The sequence below is a fragment of the Bradyrhizobium manausense genome (assembly GCF_018129685.1).
In the GTDB taxonomy this organism is placed as follows: Bacteria; Pseudomonadota; Alphaproteobacteria; order Rhizobiales; family Xanthobacteraceae; genus Bradyrhizobium; species Bradyrhizobium manausense_D.
Genome location: NZ_JAFCLG010000003.1, coordinates 354760 through 380820 on the forward strand (window position 1 = coordinate 354760; position 26061 = coordinate 380820).

A 26061-nucleotide genomic window follows, 5' to 3' on the forward strand; every position below is an offset into this window, starting at 1 on the left:
CATTCCGCCGCGTCGGGCGTCTATATCTTCGGCGGGGACCAGACGAGACGACGGGACTTGTGATGGCGCGGGCGCCGGTACTGGCGGCGGGTGGTATTGTGCTGCGGCGTGGCGACACGCCGCTGATGGCTATCGTGCGTCAGCGCAAGCGCAATGAATGGGTCTTGCCCAAGGGCAAGCTCGACGACGGCGAAACGCCGAAGGAGGCCGCACACCGCGAGGTGCTCGAGGAGACCGGCCACGACGTCGCCATCCACGAATTTCTGGGCACGCTCGTGTACCAGTCGGGCGGGCGCTCCAAAGTCGTGCATTTCTGGCGGATGGAGGCTGAGGGTGGTCCCGTCCGCAAGCTGATGAACGACGTCAAGGCGGTCGACTGGGTGACGCTGGACGACGCGCTCGCGCGCCTGTCGCGCGAATATGAGCGCGCCTTCCTCACCCAGGTCGGCCCTATCGCGATCGCCGCGGCGGGCCTCGCCACGTCACCCGCGCCGGAGCCTACGCCCACGCTGGCGGCCAACGATATCGATGCGGCCTTGCAGACTCTGACACCGGCCGAGGCCGCGTCCGTCGACGCATTCCGGCATGGCCTGTTGCAGAAGGTTAGAGCCTGGCTGCGCGGCGAGGCGTGAGCGCTCATCGCGCGCCACTCACAGTCGCATCCTCGCGTTGATGCGAACGGAGCGGAGCGCGCTCTCTCTCCGCAGTCATTGCGAGCGCAGCGAAGCAATCCAGTCTGCCTCCGCGGAAACAGTCTGGATTGCTTCGCTGCGCTCGCAATGACGGATGAGAGAGCGGAGGATGCGCCCAGCGACGGTGCCGGCAGGCTCAACGATCTACCGCTTCTTCTTTTCCTTCGGCGCCGGCGGAGGCTTACGCGGCGCGGCTGGGCGTTGAGCGCCGGGCAGGCGTTGCTGGACACCGGGCTGGCGCGGTGCGGCGCCTTGTTGCGGCTGGACCGTCGGCTGCGTGCCGGGTTGCAATCCCGTGCGCGGCGATTGCGGTTGTGACGTCGTGCCCGGCGGAGGCACGACGGCGCCAGGCGCTTGCGGAGATTGTCCGTTGCGCTGTGGCTGTCGCTGCGGCGCAGCCCCGGGCTGCGTGCCTTGTCCGGTGCGCGGCTGGGCGGCCGGCTGCCCGGTGCCTTGCTGGCCCGGCTGCCGCTGACCTTGACCCAGACCCTGGCCCGTGCGTGGCGTGCCCGGCTGCGCGGCGCCGCCTTGTCCTTGTCCCTGGCGCTGCGGCGTCTGCTGACCTTGACGGTTGGGCGCGCCCGGTTGCTGGCTTGGCTGCTGCTGACCCGGACGGTTGTTCTGCCCCGGCTGGCCATTCGGCCGCTGCGGCTGCTGCTGGGTCGGCGCCGGGTTCGGACGCAATGGCTGTTGCTGCGGCGGCTGCGCCGGGCGAGGAATGCGGCTGCTGGCTGCCGGGTTGGCACGGCGGAAGTCGCGCTGCTCGGTGACGATCTGGCGGCCGGTGGTCTGCGCCGCATGCACCTGGCTGACGATACCGCGGTCGCGCGCGAGCTGCTGCGGCGGGATGGTGATCGGCACCGCGGCAAAGCGCGGACCGCCCGGCCCAGCCGTACCCGGCCGAATCGCAAAGCCGCTCGATCCTTGCGTCAGCGCGCCGAGCCGCGTGCCGCTGGCGCGGTCGTTGACGTCGATATGACCGACCCGGCCGTCCGGGTCGGGATAGAGCTTGATGTTGACGTTGCCGGCGTTGCTCGCGGCCGCGCCGCCCGCGGGCACGTCGACGACGCCGGTGGTGCCGCGGATCCCGAGCGTCGCGGTCGGGGTCGCAATCTTCATGTCGCCGGTTTTCGCCACTGCCGCTGCGACGAAGGCGACCGTGCCCTTGCCGATGTCGAAGATCGCCGAATTCTGCTGGCCACCGTCCTCATAGACGTAGTTGTCGATGGTGATCTTGGCGCTGGCGGAGAGATTGAACGTGGTGGCGTCGTTGAAGGTGATGCCGAGCGAGGAGTTCGAGGACGTCTGCACGACGTCGTTGAGATAGATGTCGTCGCGCACCTTCAGGGGATAGGAATTCTTGTCGCGAACCACGGTCGCGATGCCCGTCACGGTCGCGACGTTGCCGATGGGCTCGACGGCGGTGGCTTGCGCATCCGCGGCCGGCGTCGGCGAAGCTGACGGAGTCGCGGAAGGTGCGGGCGTTGCCTGTGCCTGCGGCTGGGCCTGGGCGAGCTCAATCGCGTCGGACGCGCATGCATTGTCCGCGCCGGCCAGCGGCAGCGCCAGCAACGGCAAAGCTAACACGAAGCGGCGCCAAGCCACCATCAAAGCCACAATGAGGTCCCGGTGAGAGCGCGAGGCAGGATCGACCGATTTCAACCGGAGCCGGCTGAACGGCGGATGAACATCTTTCGCAGGGGACAGTCAAACGTTCTCATGCCGTCAGATATCTCCACAGCGTCATGGCCGGGCTTGTCCCGGCCATCCACGCCTTGTTGTGCATGACGAAGAACGTGGATGCCCGGGACAAGCCCGGGCATGACAAGGATTGTGTCTGTTTCCGCTCCGGGCGTCAGCCGACCCGCTTCCAGGTCTGGCCGCCGCAGAACATTCCGCCGAAGGCGCAGCCCTGCACGCGCATCGCGTTCGGCCCCTTCATGGCGATCGTCGAATCGTAGTTGCGGCCGGAATTGGGGTCGTGGATGCGGCCGCTCCATTTGCCGCCGTCGGGCTTCATGTTGATCAGGATCTGCTCGTTGGTCTTCTCGGCGTAGCCGCAGAGATTGGTGCCGCATTGCTCGACGCGAACGTTGCCCTTGTTCTCTTCGGTCGCCCACACGCCGATCGGCGTGCTCGCGGCCTGGACGGGTGTGACGGGCGCCGGCGCAGCAGGAGCTGTGGCAACCGGTGCGGGCGCGGTCACCGGAGCAGGCGGCGCGACGGGCGCAGGCTGAGTGGTCGTGTCGGCGGACGGCGCAGCTGCAACGGTCGGGGCGGCGGGCGGAGCAGCGGGTGCGGCTGGCGCGGTGACAAGCGCCGGCACCTGCTGCACGGGCGGCTGCTGCACCGGAGGCGGCGCGGGCTGCGCTGATGTCGTGCTCGGCGTGGTGTTGTCATCGTCCTTGGAGCCAAGGCCGTTGAGGTTGATGTTGTTCAGCTTGATCGGCTTGCTCGACAGGCCCGGCGCCACGATGGTGACGCAATCGAGCGATGCGCAGTTGCGCGGCGTCTCGATGCGGATGTTCTGGCCTTCGATCTGGAAGGAGATCGAATTGCCGGCATGCGCGACGGCGGTCGAGGCGAGGAAGAGAGCGGCGGCGATGGTGAGCTTGTTCATGACAACCTCCGAATTGTGTGGGTCCCGAGATGGACTGAAGTCGGCGCTGGACCGGATGTGGTTCGACCCTATGCCTGACGGCTTCGGCTCTCTGTGATGGACGTCACAACGGCCACCTCGATCCGCCGGAGCGGCTGCCCAGACAAGGGAAGACGGAAACCAGTCGTTTCCCTGTCGAATTTGTAATCCGCTCCCACCGAACCCGCATTCGCCCTGCGCGCGACCGATGGCCGACGGCGCAAGGAGATTGCACATGAAACGTCCTGGAAAGAGTCTTGGAAAGAGTCTTGGCCAATGTGTTGGCCTCATCGCAGCGCTGCTGATCGGCAGCGCGATCTCGGCCCGCGCCGACACCGATATCTGGACCAATGTTCTGAAACAGAAGCGCGGCGACGACGCGCTGAAGATCGACGGCTCCTTCTGCGACGCGCAGTTGGGTGCACCAAAGAACGGCACGCCGACATCGGCGGAGTACAAGCGCTGCATGCGTGCTCGCGGATGGCGCTTCAACTATACACGTCACGAGAAGGACGATCGCTATCCCGATCCTGACAATCCCGGCATGATGTGCCGCAGCTTCAAGATCGGCGGCATCACCGGATCGGACTGCTCGAACTACTGATGGCACTCGCCACCACCGCGACGGGCTGCGCGCGGCCGGCATGGTTAAGGAAGGCTGAAATCGACACGTTGAAGAGTCTTTAAGCAAATTCACCGAACGTGCGCGCATGACGCGCGGAGTTCGTTTGTATCTCGTCGGCTCCATCGTCCTCGTTTCGCTCGCGGGTTGCGGACGCGGCTTTTTCCAGGCCGAACGTGAACCGTGGCGAGCCGAGGCCGAAGCGGCGTGCCTGAAATCGGGCGCCGTGAAAGAGAGTGCCGACATCGTCCGGATCGATCCGATCTCCGGCCCCGGCATGTGCGGCGCCGAGTTCCCGCTGAAGGTTGCTGCGATCGGCGATCCCTCCGGAAGCTACGGTTTCGCCGATGAAGAGCTGCGGCCGCCCGGCAATGTCGGCAACCAGCCGCGCTGGCCGGTGAGCCAGCGGCAATCGAACTATCCGGCCTCCAATTATCCGCAGCGGTCGAATTATCCCGAGAGCGCGGTGCGCCAGCCTGCCGGCTATGGGGCATCTTCAGGCCCGGTGTCGCTGAGCGCGCCCGGCGTTGCGCCACAGGAAGACGAGATCGACCTGCCGCCTGAGGGCACCGATGCCGCTGGCGCCTCACGCTACATGAATGCGCCGAGCTATCCGGCGCGGCAGACGGCGCCGTATTCGCAGGCGCCCGCGCAACAGCCGTTGCCGCGGCTGGGTCCTGCGCAGGGCGATCCCGTCACCGCCGTCGGTCCGGTCGCGGTGAAGCCGACGGCGACGCTGGCCTGTCCGATCGTGTCCGAGCTCGACCGCTGGTTCGCCGACAGCGTGCAGCCGTCTGCGATGCGCTGGTTCGGGGCCCGCGTGGTCGAGATCAAGCAGATCTCCGCTTATTCCTGCCGCGGCATGAACGGCAACCCGCATGCCCATATCTCCGAGCACGCCTTCGGCAACGCGCTCGACATCGCCGCCTTCACGCTTGCCGACGGCCGCCGCATCACGGTGAAGGACGGCTGGCGCGGCATGCCGGAAGAGCAGGGCTTTCTGCGCGACGTCCAGTCCGGCGCGTGCGCGCATTTCACCACGGTGCTGGCGCCGGGCTCGAACGTCTATCACTACGATCACATCCACGTCGATCTGATGCGTCGCGCCAGCCGCCGCCTGATCTGCCAGCCCGCCGCGGTTTCCGGAGAAGAGGTTGCCGCGCGCGCGGGTGGCCGCAGTCCCTACGCCAATTCGCGTGATCCCTACGTCACCGGCGCGCTCGGTGCGCGCAAGGGCGGCAAGCACGAGAAGATCAACGAGGAAGACGAGTTCTCGGACGACTAGCCTAGCGCGCGAAACCACCCGGTGCGCTGAAGTCGCCTCAGCAGAGTCAACGTCAGAGAAATCGTAGTGCATTTCCTGACCTGGCGCGCGCCTTCGCGCTCGCTTAGGGCTTGTGCTCGCACTTAGATCATTTCCAAATCGATCGACGCCGGCCACGGAGCGTTGCTTCATTGTCCTTTGCGAACGGCATCTTGTTGATCTTGCTGGGCAAGCCAGCTGATCCGTCCGGAATTGAAGCTGTCGCGTCAAGCTCCTCATTAGATGGATTCTAGCTGAGGCATGTTGTCTCAACTTCACTCGGCAGTCTATTTCCAAAGCCGAGCCGCGCAATTGCTCGCCGGGTGGCCAACCCGGGAGTGGGACTCTGCAGGGCTGAACAGACTTGCGTTCAGAGGGACGAATTTGCCGACAGCCGTCTGCGGATATCGATGAGGTATGGGAATTCGATGGTCGACAAATCGGGTGACGATGGCGGATCGGCCGCTGTGCCGCCTGCCGGGAGGGCGCCGCGAACGATCAGCAGCAGAGACCTCCTGGGGGACCAAAGGCTACTGGTGATCAGACACGAAGAGGAGATCTATCGGCTGCAGCTGACAGCTGCAGGCAAGCTCATTCTGACGAAATAGCGGGCGAGAATTGGGGAATTCGAGCCCGCGCAAATGGAACAGTCCAGTTTTCAGCCAGCCACCTCCGCCAGCGTGGAGGAAGCCAGCCACAAACAGAGGTCTTGGCACAAAGCCCAAAAGGGGGTGGCGATGGTTGGAAGAATCTATCTTTTTGCGTCCTGGTCGTTGGCGTTGCCACGGGTCGGGGAACGAGGCGGCTCCGAAGTCGTGAGACGAGCGCCTACAGGCTGCAGCCGCGCGATCTGTGCGGGCGCGCTTGCGGCGATGCTGTCGCTAACCGCTTCAGCCGCCTTCGCCGAAGAGTCCACGTTCGCCTTCGTCTACACCACCGATCTCCTCCCGCAGGGCGGCAAGGAGGTCGAGCAATGGGTGACATGGCGGCATCGGAAGAACAGTGGCACCTATGACCAGATCGAAGGGCGGACGGAGTTCGAATATGGTCTCGCCAGCAACCTGCAAGCCGCAATCTATCTCAACTATGCCTGGACGCAGGCCTATCACAACGGTCCGTTCGGCGCGACGACACCACCGGAACAGTTTTCCGATTATGCGGCCGGCCCAGACGATTTCTTCAAGGCAAAGCGCTTCACCGGTGTCTCGGGCGAGTTGATTTACCGGATCCTCAGTCCCTACACCGACGGCATTGGGCTTGCGCTGTACACCGAGCCGACGGTGGGCCAGAATTTCTTCGAGCTGGAAAACAAGATCATCGTCCAGAAGAACTTCATGGACGATCTCCTGACCGTGGCGTTCAACTTCACCTGGGCGCCAGAATTCCGCAACACGCTGGCTGATCCCACTGATCCCACTTCTGCCAGAAGCTGGGGCATGGAGACCGATATCAATTTCGGTCTCGCGGTCTCCTACCGATTTATGCCGAACTGGTCGGCGGGCTTCGAATTCATCAACGAACACGAGGTCAATAGCTTTTGGTTCAATCACGAGTCGAACAACGGCTACTATCTCGGACCCACCTTGCACTATGGCGGCGAACGCTTCTTCTTGACCGCAACGGCGCTCTGGCAGATGCCTTGGGCAAGCAGTCATACGGACACAGTGCCGGGCACTCTGGTCAACGGTTACATCGGGGACAACGATTTCGAAAGATTCCGTTTCCGGATGAAGGCCGGCTACACGTTCTGAGGGGCTGAATCATGAAAGCGAGTCATTGGGTTTGGCTTCCGGTCGCAGCGATTTCGACTTCGGCCTATGCCACGACGTATTTCACCGTCGAGCAAGCGCAGCGGGCGATCTTCCCGGGTGCCACGTTCACCAGCGCGGGCCAGCCGAACGTCTGGCGAACGTCCAACGGCGGCTTGTTCGTCGTCGAAAAGGTAGTCGGGAAACATGAGGACATTACCGTTGCCATCGGCACCAACCCGAATGGAACCGTCAAGCAGATCGAGATCATGGACTACAGGGAATCCTACGGCTATGAGGTGCGCGACGCCTCCTGGCGCGCGCAGTTCGTCGGCAAGAGCGCGAACTCGCCATTGCAACTCGGCGCCGACATTAAGAACATCAGCGGCGCGACGCTGTCGTCAAAGCATATTTCCGACGGCGTCAAGCGGGTCTTGCAAAGATACCAGTCCAGCCTGAAGGGACATGGATGAAACGCGCACGCCCGCTGCTTGGAACTTTCGTCGAGATCGAAGCGGCCGGCCTTGCCGAACGCGACCTGGAGAGGGCCGTGAACGCCGCGTTCGAGGCGATTGCGCGGGTACATCGGCTGATGAGCTTTCACGAACCGGACAGCGACGTATCGCGGCTCAACCGCAACGCGGTGTCCGGTCCAGTCGTTGTCGATCGCTGGACCGCCAGAGTTCTGCACTGGGCACGAACGGTCTTTGAGGCGACAGGCGGCCTGTTCGATTGTGCGGTTGGATATGAACTGATGCAGAGCGGAGTCCTCCCGTCCCGAGGTCTGGATCACGTCGAAAGCGGGACGTTTGCCGCCGTCGAGCACCTCGGAGACGATCGATTTCGCTTCTCGGCACCGATCGCGATCGATTTCGGCGGCATCGCCAAGGGCTTTGCCGTCGATCGCGCCATTGCGATCTTGCGCGCGCGCAGCGTACGGGAGGCCGTAGTCAATGCCGGTGGCGACATGCGGACCATCGGCCCTGCGCCCCAGACGGTCTATATCCGCTGTCCGGAGACCAACACCCGCGTGGTGCGTGTCGGCCTGTTGCGCAATGCCGCGATCGCCACGTCAGCGGCGCTTGCGACGGTCGGCAAGCGCGGAGGGACGGCGGGTGTGCCGGCCGCGAAGCTGCAGCGCTGCGCCTTCTCCGTCGTTGCCCCGACTTGCTTGGTCGCGGACGCCCTGACCAAAGTTCTCATTCAGCTCGGCGATCCTGCGGCCCCCTGTTTCGCTGCCTTTGGCGCGACCGCCTTCATCACCCGCGACGACACGATCGAACACGAGGCGGCGTGAACCGTGCGGCTCGGATTCTGGCAAAAGCTGGCGATCTTCGCCTCCACCATCACGGTGGGCCTCTCCGGCCTGTTGTGGTTCATCGTGCATGATCTTGTCGCGGACGATCCAGGCGATTGGGCACATCTGCTGCTGATTTTGCATGGCGCTTCGGCCTATGCGCTGCTGGTGGGGATCGGTTCGCTGCTCCCCGTTCACGTCCGCTCGGGCTGGTTGCGTCGCCGCAATCTTATGACGGGCGTGACGGTCATCATCGTCATGAGCGTTCTTGGCATCACTGCGCTCGTGCTCTACTACGGCGACGAGGTGATGCAACGATCGGCCAAATGGCTGCATCTGGCCTTCGGCTTCGGCTCCTTCATCGCGTTTCCGGCGCACGCGTTCCTGAGAGCCAAACAGCGTCAAATGACGCCGTTGGCGACTGTTGGCCAAAGCGCAGCAGACTTGAGTACGGAGCCGAACTGACCGGGAATGTGGCGAGAGACTGAGCACTGCGGCGTACTCGGCATGCAGCGCCGAGCTCTTTCATCGAATGCCGACTCCCAAGGCACCCCCGCCTTACCCAGTGTCGGCGCAAGTCGGCGCCATGATCTCAACAAGAGCAACTGCCATGTTGGACGAGGAGTTGAGGACACCGAGCAAACAGATCGCTATTCATGGTGCGCACCCATTCTGTTCACCTTCTGAATCTGCTCAGCGCGCGCCGCCGCAACCGTCCGGACCATTCCCTGCAGTACACATCAATGTACGGCTGCTCCCAAACCGATCTCTCGACAAGTCGTAGCTCCGATCAGAACACGTTGATGGTAGGAAAGCGCGGCTCTGCGGTGATGCAGTCCCAAAGATAGATCGCTAGGCCGACGTCGCCGGTCCAAAGCGAATAGCGTCCGCGGCCGACGGCGGTCTTGGAGCCGCGATACTGGACGATGGCCGTCATGGCGAATTGGCGTGCCCGGTCGAGCCAGAGAGCATCGTTGGTGCGGCGGTAAAGTTTGAGGAACGCGTAGCCGTTTCCGCCGGTGCCGTGGCAGAGGTTCGAACCTTTGGTCAGGGGACCGGCGGCCCAGGTGAAGCGGCCGGCCTCCAGGAGAAGCGCGTCAAAGTCTGGCATCGCAAACGGCGCGTCGGCGAATGCCGTCACCATGCCGGGGGCGCCGTGGCAGTGCTGGCACAGGGTCGGTGGAGTCTCGCGCTTGCTTCTCGCGCCCCAATTTGTTCCGACCTCGGACGTCCACGCATTCGCCGCCAAGGCCTGCGGCACCACATCGGCCACGAGCGCCCGTTGTCCAGGTGTCAGCCAGTCCCAACCACGCAGCAACGGAATGACGTTGCCGGCGAAGCCATGCACAGGCCCGAGCCAGCGGTCCTTGGCGCCGTAGAGATCCTGGGTCCAGAGCCGACCTTGTGGCGAGTCTTCAAGATCATCCAGGAGCCGGGCGGCTTGCATTTCGAAGAGGCCACGCCATCGCTGCTCCTTCGTCATCTCGGCCATGTGGATCGCAGCCAGCATGGATCCGGGCATGCCCCACATCAGCTCGCGGATCGGGAGCCCGCCATTGGCTTCGGCCCGCGTGTAGACGAGATCAGCCAGGCCGGGTGTCGGATCAAGGCGCATGGCGACAAGCCCGGCGCCCATGTCGCCGAATAGTAGCGAGCCGTGCTTGGCGTAGCCGGCGGGCGAATCGCGCTCGAATTTGGCGGTCGTTCGTTCGAGGAGCTTCGGCAGGCTCGCACGAAAGTCTTTTGCGACGGGGCTGGCGCCGACACGATTCAGATAGTCGAGCGCCCAGATGACACCTGCCGCGCCGAAATAGAAGCTGGGGTTGCCGTCTCCGGCTCCATCGTCGCCGGGGTGACCGGGCCAAAACGTTTCTGGATCGAAATCAGCGACAGCATCGGCAACGATGTCTGCCATCGCAGTGCGGGCAGCCAGCTCGCTCCAGGCGTCGTTCACAAGCGCGCGATGGCGGCCGGGCGCGATCATGACCTGTGTCTTGCGGTGTCTGTTGGCGGCGCCAGCCCCATGCAGAGCTGGACTTCGGCGGGAACGTTGTAAGTCCGCATGATGTGGCGGCTGTCGCGCAGGCCCGTTGCCTCGCGTTGCACGACGAACATCCAGAGTGCCTGGCCGGCTGCCATCACCAGCTTGCGCCGCGCTTGCTGCAGGGAGGCCGGCGTCTCTGCGTGGGCGGCGTCGAACTCGCGCAATTGCGCGAGCGCCTGTTCGAGGGCGCGGCCCATTCGTCCAAGCGCTGAGGCCTGTTCCTGGACGATCTCGTAATGGAGGATATCGACCGGCGGGCGAAGATCACGGGGCATGAAGCCCATTATAATTGCGCCGGCCCAGCAGGCGCAATGCGTCGCGGGCGTCCGACTATTTCGCCTTGTACGCGGCGAGGAACATTCGTGTCGCGCTGTCGATCACTTCCGTCATGCGCTGTTCCGACGGCGGCGGCGCGGCCTGGAAGACGAGCGGCAGGAAGAGCGAGGCCTTGCACAATTCCATGAACTGCGATGCCGCAAGGTCGCAATCGTCGATCGCGAGATCACCGGGGCCGACATGGGCTTTGAGATAGTCGGACAACCGGCTGATGGTCTTCTCCAGCACCCGCACATAATAGCGGCGGCCGACGTCGGGCATGCGCTCGGCGATCGCCATTACGGTGCGGATCGCCGATCCGCCGCCGGGCCGGCAGAGCAAATGGAGATAAGCCTGGCCGAAATCCTTCAGCGTGGTCTCGGCATCGCGCGAGGGGTCGAAATTGAACACGACCTGGCCGTGGAACAGCGCTTCCTCCTCGAGGATGGCTTCGAACAGCGCGCTCTTGTCGGCGAAGTAGACGTAGAGCGTGCCCTTGGAGACGCCGGCCGCCCGCGCGATCTCGCCCATGCTGGCGCCGTCAAAACCCAGATCCATGAACACCTTACGCGCGCCGGCCAGGATCTGGCGGCGTTTGGAGCTGTCCTCCTCCTGGAAGATCTGCAGTTGTTCGCGGCCGGCTACAACCATTGGTTCAGCGTCTCTGAAGGTTTTTGGATCGGGTGCGAAGCAAGAAACCCAATTAAAGGATTCGGGCCAGTAGTGTCCTGCCGGGAATATTAAGTATATTGACCGAACCGTTCGGTCAATGGTATTTGGGATGGGCGAGCGGGATGGCGGCCGTGCGAACGGCTGCCTTGGTTCGCGTTTTTATTGGGGAGGCCTTATGGCCACATCGAGAGACCAGGCTGCGCGCGTCCTTCGCCAGGAAGCGGTGGAGACGACGATGGCGAATGGTGAGGCTGCACCCGAGAAATCCGCTGTTCTCGCCGAGCAGTTGCGCTCTCATGTGGCCGAGGAGACCAAGCGCCGCCCCAGCGAGGCGCCGGAGAAGCCCGTGACCGACCAGCCGGCCCCGACTGCGTCCGCGCCCGCCGCCGCGCCGAAATCCGGCAAGCGCAAATTCGTCATGATGGGCATTGGCCTGGTGCTGGCGCTCGCGGCGGCAAGCTATGCCGGCTATTACACGCTCATCGGCCGCTTCTATGTCGCGACCGACGATGCCTATGTCCGCGCCAACAACACCATGCTGGGCGCGCGCGTGGCCGGCCACGTTTCCTCGATCCTGGCCGGAGACAACACGCCGGTGCATGCCGGCGACATCGTCATGCGTATTGACGACGGCGACTACAAGATCGCGGTCGACGCCGCGGCGACCCGGATCGCGACCCAGCAGGCCACCATCGATCGCATCGGCCGCCAGATCGCGGCGCTCGACAGCCAGGTCGCGCAGGCCAAAGCGCAGCTCGTCTCGGCGGAAGCCGGTCTCAAGCGCGCCGATCTCGACTATGAGCGCCAGCAGGCGCTGAGCAGCAAGGGCTTTGCCTCGCGCGCCACGTTCGAAAGCTCGGAAGCCGGCCGCGACCAGGGCGCCGCCGCGGTCAAGGCCGCGCAGGCCGCCTACGACGTTGCGGTGAGCAATGTCGACGTTGCCAAGGCGCAGCAGGTCGAAGCCCAGGCGCAGCTCGCCGAGCTCAAGACCACGCTTGCCAAGGCCGAGCGCGATCTTTCCTTCGCGGCGGTGCGGGCGCCGGTCGACGGCATTTTCTCCAACCGTCTCGTCAACGCCGGCGACTTCGTCGCGGTCGGCCAGCGGCTCGGCAATGTCGTGCCGCTTGACGACGTCTATATCGACGCCAATTTCAAGGAAACGCAGCTCAAGCGCATCCGTCCCGGCCAGCCGGTGACGATCAAGGTGGATGCCTACGGCATGCGCAAGTTCTCAGGCGTCGTCGACAGCATCGCAGCGGGCTCCGGCTCGGTGTTCACGCTGCTGCCGCCCGACAACGCCACCGGCAATTTCACCAAGATCGTGCAGCGCGTGCCGGTCCGTATCCGCGTGCCGAAATCGGTCGCCAGGCAGAACCTGCTGCGCGCCGGCATGTCGGTCTATGCGAGCGTCGACACCAACAAGGGCGCCGCCGACGCCGACAGCGAGGTCGATCTCGACGATCCCACCATGATCCATCCGCAGTAAGCGCGCCTCTCGAGCGCTGCGAGGTCAGACCATGGCGAACGCCACGACTGCTTCACCTGCCATGATGGCATCAGCCGCGTCGGAGCGCATCGCGCCGAAACGGCTGATCGCCTTTATCATCATGGTGTTCGGGATGTTCATGTCGATCCTGGACATCCAGATCGTTTCGGCGTCTCTCAGTGAGATCCAGGCCGGCCTGTCGGCGAGCGCGAGCGAGGTCTCCTGGGTTCAGACCGCCTATCTGATCGCCGAAGTCATCGCGATCCCGCTGTCGGGATTCCTGTCGCGCGCCTTCGGCACGCGGCTGCTGTTTGCGATCTCGGCGGCGGGCTTCACGATTTCGAGCCTGCTCTGCGGCTTCGCCACGACCATCGAGGAGATGATCTTCTGGCGCGCACTGCAGGGCTTTCTCGGCGCCGGCATGATCCCGACGGTGTTCGCCTCGGCCTATACGGTTTTCCCGCGTTCGAAATTCCACATCGTCGGTCCCATCATCGGACTTGTTGCCACGCTGGCGCCGACCGTGGGTCCGACGGTCGGTGGTTACATCACCGACCTGATGTCGTGGAACTGGCTGTTCTTCATCAACGTCGTGCCCGGCATCGGCATCACCCTCGGCGTATGGGCGCTGGTCGATTTCGACGAACCGCATTTCGAATTGCTCGACCGCTTCGACTGGTGGGGGCTGATTTTCATGGCAGGTTTCCTCGGCACGCTTGAATACGTGCTGGAGGAAGGCCCGCAATATGAATGGATGCAGGATACGTCCGTGGCGATCTGCGCCTGGATCTGCGCGATCTCGGCAATCGCCTTCTTCTGGCGCGTGTTCACGGCGGCCGAGCCGATCGTCAATCTGCGCACCTTCACCAACCGCAATTTCGCCGTCGGCTCCACGCTGCAATTCTGTATCGGCATCGGCCTCTACGGCCTGACCTACATCTATCCGCGCTACCTCGCCGAGGTGCGCGGCTACAGCGCGCTGATGATCGGCGAGACCATGTTCGTCTCCGGCATCACCATGTTCCTGATCGCGCCGCTGGTCGGGCGCCTCATGGTCAAGATCGACATGCGCTACATGATCGCCTTCGGCCTCATCGTGTTCGCGATCGGCTCCTACCAGATGACCTGGATCACGCGCGACTACGATTTCTACGAGCTGCTCGTGCCGCAGATCCTGCGCGGCATCGGCATGATGTTCGCAATGGTGCCGACCAACAACGTCGCGCTCGGCACGCTGGCGCCTGAGAAGGTGAAGAACGCCTCCGGCCTGTTCAACCTGATGCGCAATCTCGGCGGCGCGGTCGGCCTCGCCGTCATCAACACCGTGCTCAACGACCGCACCGATCTGCACATCACGCGGCTGCAGGAGCGCGTGACCTGGGGCAATGCGACCGCCACCGAAACCCTCACCATGCTCCAGCAGAAGTTCCAGGGGCTCGGCGATTCCACGCTGATGGCGATGAAGCAGCTCAGCCAGATCGTGCACCGCCAGGCCTCGGTGATGGGCTATGGCGATGCCTTCTTCATGCTGACGCTGTTCTATCTCGGCCTCAGCCTGCTGGTCACATTGCTGAACAAGCCGGCGCCGATGACCAGCGGCGGCGGCGACGCGCATTGAGCGCGGTTTTGCGGTCGGACGAGCCACACACTCGATGTCATCGCCCGGCCTTGACCGGGCGATCCAGTATTCCAGAGGCCGGCGTTAGAGACCTCGCTCTCGCCACATCCGCCGCGGCGTACTGGATCCCCCGCTTTCGCGGAGGATGACAGCGGAGATTGGGGCGGCCGCGGAGCACGCCAAGGCGCCCCGCACCAAAATGCAACACTCGTGCGTGATCTCGCGCGGGCCCCGTTGCAAACGGCAAATGCCACATCTATAAAGCGCATCTCATTTCATCGAACCGGGGAGAGATTTGCATGATTTCGTCGCATTCGCAGATCGCGTTCCCGCGCTCGATGATGGTCTGGCTCGGTACGTTTTCGGCCTGCTAGAGGCCGCTTCCGCCAGCTTCGATCGGGTTTTCAGTCCCGATCGCTCCGCTTCCCAAGTCAAAGTCAGTTTTAAGTGACGCTGTCTCGGCCCTGGCGGCCGGCTTGCGTCCATTGATGGAGCCGGCCCGCGCCGACAGCGGCCGGATGATGCCATGACCGCTTTGTCAAAAAAGCCCGCGGCGATCCGCGTGGTCCTGCCCTTCGTGTTCCGGCACTGGCTGAAGCAGCCGGGCCGCACGCTTGCCATCGCCGCCGGTCTGCTGGGCGCGACCGTCGCCGACCTCTTCATGCCGGTCTTCTCTGGGCATTTGATCGACGCGTTGACGCGCGGCCCGTCCGATCCCGAAGCGCGCCACGCCGCGCTGGTGGCGCTGGGCGGCATCGTCGTGCTCGGTGCGGCCTCGATCGTGTTTCGCCTGACCGGCCTCCAGGTGATCGTGCCGTTCACGCTGAAGACCATGTCCGATGTCGCGCAGGATGCCTTCCTGCGCGTGCAGCGTTTCTCGACCGATTGGCACGCCAACGCCTTCGCCGGCTCGACCGTACGCAAGATCACGCGCGGCATGTGGGCGCTTGACCTGCTGAACGACACGATCCTGCTGGCCCTGCTGCCGTCGCTGGTCGTGCTGATCGGATCGATGATCCTGCTCGGCGTGCACTGGGCCTCGCTCGGCGCGGTGATCGCGCTCGGCGCTGCTGTCTATGTCACGATGACGGTGCTGTTCTCGACGCGCTACATCGCGCCGGCCGCACGTGTCTCCAATGCCTGGGACACCAGGGTCGGCGGCACCCTGGCGGATGCACTGACCTGCAATGCGGTGGTGAAGTCGTTCGGCGCGGAAGCGCGCGAGGATGCGCGGCTCGCCCGCGTCATCAAGCGCTGGCGCGTGCGGGTACGGCGGACCTGGCTCCGCTACAACTACACCGCCATGGCGCAGTTCTCGCTGCTGCTGTGCCTGCGGGGGTCCGTCATCGGCGGCTCGGTGCTGCTGTGGATGTACGGGCATGCCTCGCCCGGCGATGTCACCTACGTGCTGACGAGTTATTACGTCATCCACGCCTATCTGCGCGACGTCGGCATGCACATCAACAACCTCCAGCGTTCGGTCAACGACATGGAGGAGCTGGTGGCGATCCATGACGAGCCGATCGGCATCGCGGACGCAGAAGGCGCGCGACCGATCGCGATCGAGGGCGGCGAGATCGTGTTCGACGACGTCACGTTCCACTACGGAGGCCATCGCGCGCCGCTGTATGACGGATTGTCGCTCACGATCCGCGCCGGCGAACGTGTCGGTCTCGTCGGCCGCTCCGGCTCCGGCAAGACGACCTTCGTCAAGCTGGTGCAGCGGCTCTACGACGTCTCGGATGGGCGTGTGCTGATCGACGGGCAGGACGTCGCAAAGGCGACGCAGCAATCGCTGCGCAGCCAGATCGCGATCGTGCAACAGGAGCCGATCCTGTTTCACCGCACGCTGGCGGAGAACGTCGCCTATGGCCGGCCCGGTGCCAGCCTCGAAGCGATCGAGCGCGCGGCGCGGCTGGCGAATGCGCACGACTTCATCCTGCGCCTGCCGAAGGGCTACGGCACGCTGGTCGGTGAGCGCGGGGTGAAACTGTCGGGCGGCGAACGACAGCGCGTCGCGCTGGCGCGCGCCTTCCTGGCCGATGCGCCGGTGCTGATCCTGGACGAGGCAACCTCAAGCCTCGATTCGGAATCGGAGGCGTTGATCCAGCAGGCGATGGAGCGGCTGATGAAAGGCCGCACCTCGATCGTGATCGCGCACCGGCTGTCGACGGTGAAGAGCCTCGATCGCATTCTGGTGTTCGACCGCGGCGAGATCGTCGAGCAGGGCACGCATGCCATGCTCGCGGGCAAGCCAGGCGGCATCTATCGCAGCCTGTTCGAGCGCCAGGTCGTGGAGCTCGGGCATATCGCAGCAGCGGAATGAGGCGGGGCTGCGGGGCAAATGTCCCGCCGCCACCTCGCCGAAGGTGGGATGAGATGAAGGACCTGACGCGCGGCTCCATCGTGAGCCACATCCTCGCCATGGCGCCGCCGATCATGGCCGGCATGGTCTCGATCATGATCTGCCAGCTGGTCGACCTGTACTTCGTGTCGGAGCTCGGCGATGCCGCTGTGGCTGGCGTCGCCGCAGCTGGCAATGCCGGCTTTCTCATCAACGCGCTGATGCAGATGCTCGGTGTCGGCACGGTTGCGTTGATCGCGCATGCGGTCGGCCGCAAGGATCGCGACGACGCCAATCTGGTCTTCAACCAGGCGGCCATGTTGTCGGTGCTGTTCGGCCTGTTGACCTTGGCCGCGGGAGCGACGCTATCGCGTCCCTATATGCGGTCGATCGCCACGAACCAGGCTACGATCGAGGCGGGAACCACGTATCTGTTGTGGTTCATGCCGGCGCTCGCCCTGGAATTTGTCATGCAAGTGACCGCATCCGCGCTGCGCGCGACCGGCATCGTGCGCCCCGCCATGTTGGTGCGGGTTCTCGCGGTCGTCCTTAACATCGCGCTGGCGCCGGTGCTGATCTCGGGCTGGGGCACCGGCTATCCGCTCGACGTCGCCGGCGCAGGGCTGGCGAGCTCGATCGCGGTCGCCATCGGCACCCTGATGCTCCTTGCCTATTTTCTCAAGCTGGAGCGCTACGTCGCATTCCATCCCGCGCAATGGCGTCCGCAATTGCGGCAATGGAAAAGGATCCTCAATGTCGGCCTGCCCGCGGGCGGCGAGTTCGTGATGATCTTCATCTTCATGGCCGCGGTCTACTATGTGCTGCGGAACCTTGGCCCGGCGGCGCAGGCGGGCTTTGGCATCGGCACGCGCGTCATAGGCTTGATTCAGATGCCCGCGCTTGCCGTGACTCTCGCGGCAGGGCCGATTGCCGGCCAGAATTTCGGTGCCGGCAATTATGAGCGGGTGCGGGAAACCTTCGTCAGGGCGGCGTTGATCGCGACCGTCGTGATGGTCGCGCTCACGATGCTCGCGCAGCTTCAGCCCGGATGGTTGCTGGCCGGCTTCTCGAACGATCCGGAGACGATGCAGGTCGCGTTGCTGTTCCTGAAGATGATCTCGCTGAACATGGTGGCGCAGGGATTGATCTTCAGCTGTTCCAGCATGTTCCAGGGGCTCGGCAACACCAAGCCGGTGTTGTGGAGCTCGGCGACGCGCGTGCTCACCTACTCCGTGCCGGCGATCCTTCTGTCGACGCGGCCGGGCTTTCGGATCGAGTACGTCTGGTATCTCTCGAACGCGGCGACGACCCTGCAGGCCGTCCAGAGCCTGTGGCTGCTGCGCCGCGAGTTCAGGAAGCGCCTGGTGACGGGCGGCCGGGAGGAGGCTCCCAGCCCAGCGCCGCCCGAGCTCGCGGCACCTGCGGTGCGAGAGCCTGCGTAGCGAGGCACGCCTGCCGGTCACTAAAGCGCGATCAAGTCAGGTTCGATCGGCGTCCGGGATCACCTCTCCCTGCGGGAGAGGTGATCTGAGCTCTCGGTTCGCATCGATTCAACCAAGACACATCATGTTCTAATGCGCCCCGATGCTGTTCCAGACGAGCGTGGCGCCCGACAGGAACAGCAGGCCGAGCACGACATCGCCAAAATGCTTGTCGCTGAGCGCGTGATAGACGCGCGCGCCGGCCCATGCGCCGATCAGCGTGCCGGGAAAGGCGACCATCGCGAGCCAGACCACCTTGAAGGCGACCAGGCCCGACGCGGTCTGCAACACCAGCGCGGTGGCGAGCACCGTAAAATTGAAGAGCTGGAAGATGCCGCGTCGTTCGTGCTTGTTCCAGCCGCGGATATTGGCCCACAGGATCGGCAGCGGCCCGGACAGTCCAGCGAGCCCGCCCAGAATGCCGCCGGCAAAGCCGACCGCGCCATCGGCGATGCGCCCGCCGAAGGTGACGGCGAATTGTCTCTTGTTGAGGTAGAGCGCGCTCGAGAAGATCAGCAACAACACGCCGACACTGAGCTTGAACACCTTCGGATCGGCGGAGGCGACCAGGGTGGTCCCGATCGGCACGCCGATCAGCCCGCCGATCAGGAACGGCCACACCAGCGAGAGATCAAAGCTCTTCCACATCGAGGGCAGCGTCGAGGTCTGCGCGATCACCGAACAGATCAGCACCAAGGGCACTGCGAGCGAGGGCGGCAGCACGTAGAGCCAGATGCCGAGCGCCATCAGCGCCGTGCCGAATCCCGCCAGCCCCGAGACGAAGCCGCCGGCCAACGCGCCGAACAAAAGCAGCGCAATCGTGAAGGTTTCCACCCCTGGAGTTCCTGTTGTCGCGAGTTCGTGATCACGCACCGGGCATAGCACAGCCGCGGGCGTGGCGGTCAATGCATGCCGCCTGCAAGCGCGACCTGCAAAGTCGGGCATTATCGAACGACACGCATGGATAACCCGCATAGCATTCGATTGTCGCGGCTCGACGCGCCCAGCACGCTGATCCGCAAGTCTCGATAGGAGAAAAAGCGATGCGTTCTCTTTTGGCGTTGAACTTTCTGATTGCCCTGGCGGGCTCTGCGAATGCGGCCACGGTGCACCACGCGCACCGGCAGCACGCCATTCGTCCCGATCAGGGAGGGATCGCCACAGGCCCCGCCTCGAGTTTTGCTTATACGCCCTCCGGGCCGACGATCCGCTCGGCACCCTACGGTGAAAACAACGACCTCTATCCGGGCGCTTCCCAGGGTTATGCGCCCGGCGAACGAGAGCAATTTCTCGACAGTGTGAGACGAGGTGGTTAGATCCCCGATCATGCTTTAGACGATCTGCCTGGTATCGGCGGGCCGCTGCAGCGCGCCGGTGAGAATCCGAAGTGCCTGCGTGAGCTCCGCGCGATTGCGCGCGGCGCCGAGCGAGAGCCGCGCGGCATGCGGCGGGTTGCCATCGACCGCGAAGGAGTCGCTGGCCACGACGGCGAGGCCATTGCGTAACAACTGCGCGGTGACCTCGCGGCGGCCCCATCCGTCCGGCAGGCGCAGCCACAGGTGATGGGCGGCGGGCCTGGCCTGGAACTGGAAGCCCTTCAGCGCGCGCTGCGCCAATTGCTGGCGGCCGACGGCCTCGTTGCGGATCGCAGCGATGATCCGGTCGGCAACGCCGGTCTCGAGCCAGTGGGTCACAAGCGCGACCATCAGCGGCGCCGGCATCTGCACCGTGGCCTGAAGATGCCCGCGCATCTGAAGCTGCGCGTCGCTGTCAGGCGTCAGCAGGTAGGCGACGCGCAATGCCGGTGCGATGCATTTCGACAGCGTGGTCGCAAGATATGTCCGCTCGGGGATCAGGTTTGCGATCGGAGAGGCCGTTTTGTCGAGCAGCCCGTAGGCATCGTCCTCGATCAGAACAGTGTCGGCATCGCGGATGATTTTTGCGATTGCGCTGCGTCGCTCGGGGGCAAGCGTCGCCGTGGTCGGATTGTGCAGCGTTGGAATGAGATAGACGGCCTTGGGCCTGTGCGTGCGGCAGGCCTTCGCCAATGCCTCGGGCAGGATGCCGCCGTCGTCCATGGCGACACTGACGAGCTTGACGCCGAGTTGCGCCGCCGCGGCCTTGATGCCGGGGAAGGTGAGCGCCTCCGTCAGCACAATGTCACCCGGCCGCGCGAGATGAACGAGCAGGTTGAACAGGATCGTCTGAGCGCCCGGAAAGATCACGAGCTTGTCGGCGTGGGCGTGAGGAACGCGGGTGCGCATCCAGCGCGCGGCGACCTCGCGTTCATGGGCGCTGCCGCCGGGCGGTTGGTAATTCAGGAATGCGGTCAGACCTGATTGCGCGCGAATGGCCTCGAGGCCGGCGATGATACGCTCGTCGAGCTGCGCTTCCAGCGGATGCGGCGGCACGTTCATCGACAGGTCGATCGTAACAGGCTGCGGCAGGTCGGCCGCACGGCGGGCGCTGGTTTCCGACACGAAGGAGCCTTGGCCGACGCGCGCCTCCATGATGCCGCGGCGCCGCGCCTCGGTGTAGGCGCGCGTCACCGTGGTCAGGTCGATGCCGAGCGCCTTGGCGAGAGCGCGCTGCGTCGGCAATTGCTGGCCGCGCACCAGCCGTCCGGCGGCGATGTCCGCCTCCATAGCCTCGACGATGCGCTGGTAGCGCGGCCCTGACAGCTCCGAGATTGTAGGCGTCCAATCCATGCAATTTAGGCCCATATCCTTTGAATGTATGGATACGAGATATTATTGTATGGATCAGAAAAACGGAAGAGGTGTCGTCATGGCGGCCGGTTCAATCTCTTTGGCAAAGGCGATGTGGCGTGGGTTTCGCGGCAAGTGCCCGAACTGCGGCCGAGGGCATATGTTCGGCCGTTTCCTGAAGGTCGCGGACAGCTGCGACCATTGCGGTGAGGAGCTTTTTCACCAGCGCGCCGACGACTTCCCGGCCTATCTCGTGATGGTCGTGGTCGGCCATCTCGTGGTGCCGGCGATCCTCGCGGTCGAGACCGCCTATGCTCCGCCCGTCTGGCTGCAACTGGCGGTGTGGCTGCCGGTGACGCTGTTGGCCTCGCTGGCGCTGCTGCAACCGACCAAGGGCGCCATCGTCGGCCTGCAATGGCAGATCGGCATGCACGGCTTCGAGGCGAGCAAGCTGCGGCGCGACGCCGGCCAGCGCGCGCCGGTGTTCGTCAAGGCGCCGCGCGCGGCCTGAACTCCTTGGCGGCGTTTACATCGCGCAGGCCATCGCTACACTCCATCGCATCAGAACAAGAACGATGGAAACGCCGATGGCCGCACCTGCGAAAACCTTCCTGCTCTGTCATGGCGCATGGTCCGGCGGATGGTCCTGGAAGAAGATGCATCCGTTGATGGCGCAGGCCGGTCATCGCCTGATTGCGCCGACCTACACAGGACTCGGCGAGCGCTCACATCTGGCCAGTGCCGCTATTGATCTCGAGACGCATATCCAGGACGTGCTCAACGTCATCAAGTTCGAAGATCTCAACGATCTCGTTCTGCTCGGCCACAGTTATGGCGGTATGGTCGCCACCGGCGTTGCCGATCGCGCCCGTGAGCGCGTGACACAGTTGATCTATCTCGACGCGTTCGTGCCGCGCGATGGCCAGTCGCTATTCGATCTCAACGAGGGTGGACGCGAGCCGATGCGCAAGGCGGCCGCCGCTGCCGACGGCTATCGCATCCCGCCGAACCCGCCGCCATCAGATACGCCGCAGGCTGATCTCGACTGGCTCAACGCGCGCCGCATCAACATGCCGCTCAAATGTTTCGAGACCAAGCTGAAGCTCGCGTATGGCGAGCCCACGATGCCGCGCAGCTACATCTACTGCAAACGCACGCCGCCGGGCGACGTGTTCGGGCAGTTCGCACGGCGCGCGAAGAGCGAAGATGGCTGGCGCTATTTCGAGCTCGACGCCAGCCACGCGCCGAATGTGACGGCGCCGGAGGCGTTGATGGCTGTGTTAAGCGAAATCGTGGAATGACACCGTGAAAATGGTGAGGGGCCCGGCGCGTTTGCGCCAGACCCCTCGTTGCAAGATATCAGCCGGCCTGTAAGCCGGGTTCTGTAGGGCACCGCCTGCTTGCGCAAGCGATACGTGACGGCCATTCCTCTGGGACCATGTTTGCACATGGTCTCGAGCAACCTACCCGGACAGCGGGCCTGACATCGCCCCGCGGCGTTATCGCTTTCGCGAACAGCCCGCTACGCCGTCCCTATTCGGTTTTGCTCCCGGTGGGGTTTACCATGCCGGCCCCGTTGCCGGACCCGCGGTGCGCTCTTACCGCACCTTTTCACCCTTACTTCCTCCGAGGAGGGAGCGGTTCGTTCTCTGTGGCACTTTCCCTGGGGTCGCCCCCGCCGGACGTTATCCGGCACCGTATGTCAAGGGAGCCCGGACTTTCCTCCCCGGCGGCCTTTCAGCCCGTGCCGGAGCGGCCGTCCGGCCGACTGACGGTTACGCAATGGGCATTTGTGACGGTTTCGTCAAGCAGAGATCGTGGCACGCGGCAGCGTAAATAATTTATCCTGAAGATGTCGTTGGGCGCGGACCCGGCTCGACTGGATGCAGGCGATCCCGCCGGACAACAGGAGCTTACGCAATGCAGTATCTGCTGCTGATCTACCGCAACGAAGCGCAACAGAGCCAGTTGACGCCTGCAGACCACCAGAAGCTGCTGACGGAATATTCCGCCTACACGCAATCGATCGTCCAGAGCGGCCATTTCAAGGCCGGGGATAGACTGCAACCGACATCGACCGCGACCACGGTTCGTGTCCGCGAGGGCAAGATACTGACCACCGACGGTCCGTTCGCGGAAACCCGTGAGCAACTCGGCGGCTACTACCTCGTCGAGGCGAAGGACCTCAATGCGGCGATCGCGCTGGCTGCGGGCATTCCCGGCGCCAGGAACGGCTCAATCGAGGTCCGGCCGGTCATGATCTACAAATGATCTCGAAAATAATTCCGCGGGGGATGTCGTTCGGGGCTTGGCCCGTTCGACTGATGTCGGTGACCCCCCGAACCACAGGAGTTAAGCGATGCAATATCTGCTGCTGATCTACCGGAACGAAAACTACATGACCGAGATGAGCGCTGCGGACCGTCAGAAGCTGGCGGGAGAGTACGGCGCCTACACGCAGTCGATCATCCAGAGCGGCCACTTCAAGGCCGGCGACGGGCTGCAGCCGACGACGACGGCAACCACGGTGCGCGTACGGGATGGCAAGACCATGACCACCGACGGTCCGTTCGCGGAAACGCGCGAGCAGCTCGGCGGCTATTATTTGGTCGAAGCCAAGGATATCGACGATGCCGTTGCGCTGGCGGCGCGCATTCCCGAAGCCAAGCGGGGCTCGATCGAGGTCCGGCCCGTCATGATCTACAAGTGATCTGCCCGGCCGACATCGACAAGATCTTCCGCGACGAGGCGGGGCGGGCGCTGGCCACCCTGATCCGCCTCGTCGGTGATTTCGATCTGGCCGAGGACGCGCTGCAGGATGCGTTCGCGGTGGCGCTGGAGCGCTGGTCGGCTGGCGAATTCCCTGACAATCCGCGTGCCTGGCTCGTCAATGTCGGCCGCAACAAGGCGATCGATCGCATCCGCCGCCAGGCGGCGTTTCGCGGCAAGCAGCAGGCGCTCCTGCACGAGCTCGAGCTCAATGCAGAGGCGCCGGCCGAACCGCCCGCGATGCTCGACGACGACATGCTGCGGCTGATCTTCACCTGCTGCCATCCGGCGTTCGCGGCCGAGGTTCAGGTCGCGCTGACGCTGCGTACCGTCTGCGGCCTCTCCGCCGGGCAGGTGGCGCGCGCCTTCCTCGTCGGCGAGGACGCGATGGCGCAGCGCCTCGTCCGCGCCAAGCAGAAGATCAGGCTCGCCGGCATTCCCTATGAAGTGCCCGAGCGCGACGCGCTGGCGCCACGGCTCGACGGTGTGCTCGCCGTGATCTATCTCGTCTTCACGGAGGGTTATGTCGCGACCTCAGGCACGGACCTGATGCGGCCCGATCTCGCGGCCGAAGCCATCAGGCTTGCGCGCCTGCTTGACCGCCTGATGCCGGATCGCGCCGCGATCAAGGGCCTGTTGGCGTTGATGCTGCTGCACGATGCGCGCCGCGCCGGGCGCGAAACCGCGGCCGGCGACATCGTGCTGCTGGAGGAGCAGGACCGCTCACTCTGGGATCGCGCGCAGATCGAGGAAGGCCTGCGTCTCGTCGATGACGCGTTGCGTGTGCCGGGCCGGCCGCAGGCCTATGCGGTGCAGGCCGCGATTGCCGCGCTGCATGCCCGTGCGCCGAGCTTTGAGCAGACCGATTGGCCGCAGATCGCCGGCCTTTACCAAGTGCTGCTGCGCATCAGCCCGTCGCCGGTCATCGAGCTCAACCATGCCGCCGCGATCTCGATGGTCGACGGTCCGGCGCGTGCGCTCGACCTGGTCGACGCGATCGCCGCACGCGGCGGGCTGGGCGGCTACGACATGGTGCCGGCGGTGCGTGCCGATTTGTTGCGGCGGCTCGGTCGCAAGGACGATGCGCGCGAGGCTTATCGCCTGGCAACGGAAGCCACGCAGCTCGAGCCGTTGCGGCGGCTCTATGCCCGGCGTGTGCGTGAGATGGAGTAGTCGCACACATTGCACGATGACGGCTAAAGCATGATGTGTTTTGGTTGAATTGATGCGAACCGAGAGCTCAGATCACCTCTCCCCGTCGGGGAGAGGTGATCCCGGACGTCGATCGAACCTGACTCCATCGCGCTTTAGCGCCGTCACTTCGACGCGACAGCCGTCCCTTCCGGCGGCAAGCTCGCCAGCAACGCCTGCAGGGTCGACAATGTCGAGTGATCCGCAACACCATCGAGCCGCGCGGGGCGGAAGTGGCGCTGGAAGGCGGTCACGACTTCCATCGTAGCTGCGTCGTACTTGCCCGATAGCGGCACGCCATAGCCATAGCGTGCGAGCGCCTGCTGCAGGCTCAGAACTTCGTCGCTGATGGTGCCTAGCATCAGGCTTTCGCCGCGCACGACAGGTGCCGGCGTCACCCAGTGACCGACGCCGGAATTGGCGAGGGAGTGCCAGGGAAATTTTTCGCCGGGATCCTTCTTGCGCGCGGGCGCAACGTCGGAATGACCGAGCACGCGCTGCGGCGTGATCTTGCGGCGGAGAATGATGCCGCGGCACAGCGCGATGACGGCTGCGATCTGGCGCAGCGGATAGTCCGGATAGCCCCAATCGTGGCCGCGATTGATGATCTCGATCCCGATCGAGCAGGAATTGATGTCGTCCTCGCCGGCCCAGGACGAGACGCCGGCGTGCCAGGCGCGCCGCGACTCCGGCACGCATTGCACGATGCGGCCATCCTCCAGCACGACATAATGGGCCGACACCTCGGTGCCCGCGGTGCACAGCCGCGCCAGCGCACCCTCGACGTCGGGCATGCCGGTGTAGTGCAGCAGGATCATGTCGGGCTGCCGTCCCTTGCTGCGCTCGCCATGGTTGGGCGAGGGGATGATGTCGGAGACGATCGACGAATCCGGCTCGAACGTCCGCAGGTGCGCCGCGGTCTTGGGAACCGGGAGAACGCGTTGACGCTTCGAATCAGTTCCTGGCGGCGTGGACGAACGGGACGGCATAAACAACTCGGAATCGGACGAAGAGTGGAGCAAGCCCTTCTCTTTACTATTCCTTTACCCTCCGGTCCGCGCAATCGCGCAGGTCGGTTAACGGGTGCATTTTGGGCCAGTGTGTGGATGAGGCATCACCGTTCCCCGACCTTT

General features: G+C 64.4%; 26 protein-coding genes and 1 other RNA gene. 18 read left to right on the plus strand and 9 right to left on the minus strand.

Annotated features, from left to right (window positions below; all coding sequences use genetic code 11):
- Positions 1-62 precede the first annotated feature (62 nt).
- Complete coding sequence (locus JQ621_RS12040; protein WP_212234910.1) at positions 63-632, plus strand: NUDIX hydrolase; 570 nt, start codon at positions 63-65, stop codon at positions 630-632.
- 204 nt (positions 633-836) lie between these two features.
- Here JQ621_RS12040 and JQ621_RS12045 read toward each other — a convergent pair whose 3' ends face one another.
- Positions 837-2300: a FecR domain-containing protein gene (locus tag JQ621_RS12045; protein WP_212235027.1), complete on the minus strand. Its 1464-nt coding sequence runs from the start codon at positions 2298-2300 to the stop codon at positions 837-839.
- Between the two features lie 247 nt (positions 2301-2547).
- The gene (locus JQ621_RS12050; protein ID WP_212234911.1) at positions 2548-3312 is read right to left on the minus strand and encodes a DUF2147 domain-containing protein; all 765 of its coding nucleotides are present in this window, start codon (positions 3310-3312) and stop codon (positions 2548-2550) included.
- A 253-nt stretch (positions 3313-3565) separates the two neighbouring features.
- Here JQ621_RS12050 and JQ621_RS12055 point away from each other — a divergent pair, with 253 nt between their 5' ends.
- The 7 genes from JQ621_RS12055 (at position 3566) to JQ621_RS12085 (ending at position 8765) form a co-directional block, all read left to right on the plus strand.
- Complete coding sequence (locus tag JQ621_RS12055) at positions 3566-3934, plus strand: hypothetical protein (protein WP_212234912.1); 369 nt, start codon at positions 3566-3568, stop codon at positions 3932-3934.
- A gap of 106 nt (positions 3935-4040) precedes the next feature.
- On the plus strand, positions 4041-5237 hold the full coding sequence (locus JQ621_RS12060; protein WP_212234913.1) for an extensin-like domain-containing protein: 1197 nt from the start codon (positions 4041-4043) through the stop codon (positions 5235-5237).
- Positions 5238-5683: 446 nt separating this feature from the next.
- Positions 5684-5863 (plus strand): hemin uptake protein HemP, encoded by a 180-nt coding sequence (hemP, locus tag JQ621_RS12065; protein WP_212234914.1) that lies wholly within the window; start codon positions 5684-5686, stop codon positions 5861-5863.
- 33 nt (positions 5864-5896) lie between these two features.
- Positions 5897-7006, plus strand: a complete 1110-nt coding sequence (locus JQ621_RS12070; RefSeq protein WP_212234915.1) for a hypothetical protein — start codon at positions 5897-5899, stop codon at positions 7004-7006.
- An 11-nt stretch (positions 7007-7017) separates the two neighbouring features.
- The gene (locus JQ621_RS12075) at positions 7018-7476 is read left to right on the plus strand and encodes an FMN-binding protein (protein WP_212234916.1); all 459 of its coding nucleotides are present in this window, start codon (positions 7018-7020) and stop codon (positions 7474-7476) included.
- Positions 7473-8300, plus strand: a complete 828-nt coding sequence (locus JQ621_RS12080) for an FAD:protein FMN transferase (RefSeq protein ID WP_212234917.1) — start codon at positions 7473-7475, stop codon at positions 8298-8300. Before JQ621_RS12075 ends, JQ621_RS12080 begins: the two co-directional genes overlap by 4 nt.
- A 3-nt stretch (positions 8301-8303) precedes the next feature.
- Positions 8304-8765 carry a hypothetical protein gene (locus JQ621_RS12085; RefSeq protein ID WP_212234918.1) on the plus strand — a complete coding sequence of 154 codons (462 nt, stop codon included), beginning with the start codon at positions 8304-8306 and terminating at the stop codon, positions 8763-8765.
- Between the two features lie 325 nt (positions 8766-9090).
- Here the strand turns inward: JQ621_RS12085 and JQ621_RS12090 are convergent, their stop codons facing one another.
- Genes JQ621_RS12090 through JQ621_RS12100 form a run of 3 tightly spaced genes read right to left on the minus strand, consistent with a single transcriptional unit; the run spans position 9091 to position 11310 of the window.
- Positions 9091-10284: a lanthionine synthetase C family protein gene (locus JQ621_RS12090; protein ID WP_212234919.1), complete on the minus strand. Its 1194-nt coding sequence runs from the start codon at positions 10282-10284 to the stop codon at positions 9091-9093.
- Positions 10281-10619: a DUF6665 family protein gene (locus tag JQ621_RS12095; RefSeq protein WP_212234920.1), complete on the minus strand. Its 339-nt coding sequence runs from the start codon at positions 10617-10619 to the stop codon at positions 10281-10283. Before JQ621_RS12095 ends, JQ621_RS12090 begins: the two co-directional genes overlap by 4 nt.
- 55 nt (positions 10620-10674) lie before the next feature.
- Positions 10675-11310, minus strand: coding sequence for a TetR/AcrR family transcriptional regulator (locus tag JQ621_RS12100; RefSeq protein WP_212234921.1), 636 nt, complete (start codon positions 11308-11310; stop codon positions 10675-10677).
- A gap of 196 nt (positions 11311-11506) precedes the next feature.
- On the opposite strand from JQ621_RS12100, the gene JQ621_RS12105 reads away from it, so the two are divergent.
- The 4 genes from JQ621_RS12105 (at position 11507) to JQ621_RS12120 (ending at position 18221) form a co-directional block, all read left to right on the plus strand.
- A complete protein-coding gene (locus JQ621_RS12105; RefSeq protein WP_212234922.1) occupies positions 11507-12817 on the plus strand; it encodes an HlyD family secretion protein in 1311 nt (436 codons plus the stop codon).
- Positions 12818-12848: 31 nt separating this feature from the next.
- Entirely contained in the window at positions 12849-14435 is a 1587-nt protein-coding gene (locus JQ621_RS12110) for a DHA2 family efflux MFS transporter permease subunit (RefSeq protein WP_212234923.1), read from the plus strand.
- Positions 14436-14961: 526 nt separating this feature from the next.
- Positions 14962-16761 carry an ABC transporter ATP-binding protein gene (locus JQ621_RS12115; protein ID WP_212234924.1) on the plus strand — a complete coding sequence of 600 codons (1800 nt, stop codon included), beginning with the start codon at positions 14962-14964 and terminating at the stop codon, positions 16759-16761.
- 53 nt (positions 16762-16814) lie between these two features.
- The gene (locus JQ621_RS12120; protein WP_212234925.1) at positions 16815-18221 is read left to right on the plus strand and encodes an MATE family efflux transporter; all 1407 of its coding nucleotides are present in this window, start codon (positions 16815-16817) and stop codon (positions 18219-18221) included.
- A gap of 129 nt (positions 18222-18350) precedes the next feature.
- Here JQ621_RS12120 and JQ621_RS12125 read toward each other — a convergent pair whose 3' ends face one another.
- Positions 18351-19094 (minus strand): sulfite exporter TauE/SafE family protein, encoded by a 744-nt coding sequence (locus JQ621_RS12125; protein ID WP_212234926.1) that lies wholly within the window; start codon positions 19092-19094, stop codon positions 18351-18353.
- Positions 19095-19303: 209 nt separating this feature from the next.
- Here JQ621_RS12125 and JQ621_RS12130 point away from each other — a divergent pair, with 209 nt between their 5' ends.
- Positions 19304-19576 carry a hypothetical protein gene (locus tag JQ621_RS12130; RefSeq protein WP_212234927.1) on the plus strand — a complete coding sequence of 91 codons (273 nt, stop codon included), beginning with the start codon at positions 19304-19306 and terminating at the stop codon, positions 19574-19576.
- A gap of 15 nt (positions 19577-19591) precedes the next feature.
- Here the strand turns inward: JQ621_RS12130 and JQ621_RS12135 are convergent, their stop codons facing one another.
- Positions 19592-20968, minus strand: a complete 1377-nt coding sequence (locus tag JQ621_RS12135) for an aminotransferase-like domain-containing protein (protein ID WP_212234928.1) — start codon at positions 20966-20968, stop codon at positions 19592-19594.
- Between the two features lie 49 nt (positions 20969-21017).
- On the opposite strand from JQ621_RS12135, the gene JQ621_RS12140 reads away from it, so the two are divergent.
- Together JQ621_RS12140 and JQ621_RS12145 are read left to right on the plus strand one after the other, a co-directional pair.
- A complete protein-coding gene (locus JQ621_RS12140; protein WP_212234929.1) occupies positions 21018-21479 on the plus strand; it encodes a DUF983 domain-containing protein in 462 nt (153 codons plus the stop codon).
- A 76-nt stretch (positions 21480-21555) separates the two neighbouring features.
- Positions 21556-22269 carry an alpha/beta fold hydrolase gene (locus tag JQ621_RS12145; protein WP_212234930.1) on the plus strand — a complete coding sequence of 238 codons (714 nt, stop codon included), beginning with the start codon at positions 21556-21558 and terminating at the stop codon, positions 22267-22269.
- 54 nt (positions 22270-22323) lie between these two features.
- Here JQ621_RS12145 and rnpB read toward each other — a convergent pair.
- An RNA gene (gene rnpB / locus JQ621_RS12150) (RNase P RNA component class A) lies at positions 22324-22740 on the minus strand.
- A gap of 148 nt (positions 22741-22888) precedes the next feature.
- On the opposite strand from rnpB, the gene JQ621_RS12155 reads away from it, so the two are divergent.
- The 3 genes from JQ621_RS12155 (at position 22889) to JQ621_RS12165 (ending at position 24910) form a co-directional block, all read left to right on the plus strand.
- Complete coding sequence (locus tag JQ621_RS12155) at positions 22889-23239, plus strand: YciI family protein (RefSeq protein WP_212234931.1); 351 nt, start codon at positions 22889-22891, stop codon at positions 23237-23239.
- 88 nt (positions 23240-23327) lie between these two features.
- The gene (locus JQ621_RS12160; RefSeq protein ID WP_212234932.1) at positions 23328-23678 is read left to right on the plus strand and encodes a YciI family protein; all 351 of its coding nucleotides are present in this window, start codon (positions 23328-23330) and stop codon (positions 23676-23678) included.
- Complete coding sequence (locus tag JQ621_RS12165) at positions 23678-24910, plus strand: RNA polymerase sigma factor (RefSeq protein ID WP_212235028.1); 1233 nt, start codon at positions 23678-23680, stop codon at positions 24908-24910. Before JQ621_RS12160 ends, JQ621_RS12165 begins: the two co-directional genes overlap by 1 nt.
- 143 nt (positions 24911-25053) lie before the next feature.
- Here the strand turns inward: JQ621_RS12165 and JQ621_RS12170 are convergent, their stop codons facing one another.
- Complete coding sequence (locus JQ621_RS12170; protein ID WP_212234933.1) at positions 25054-25917, minus strand: N-acetylmuramoyl-L-alanine amidase; 864 nt, start codon at positions 25915-25917, stop codon at positions 25054-25056.
- Positions 25918-26061: the final 144 nt, after the last annotated feature.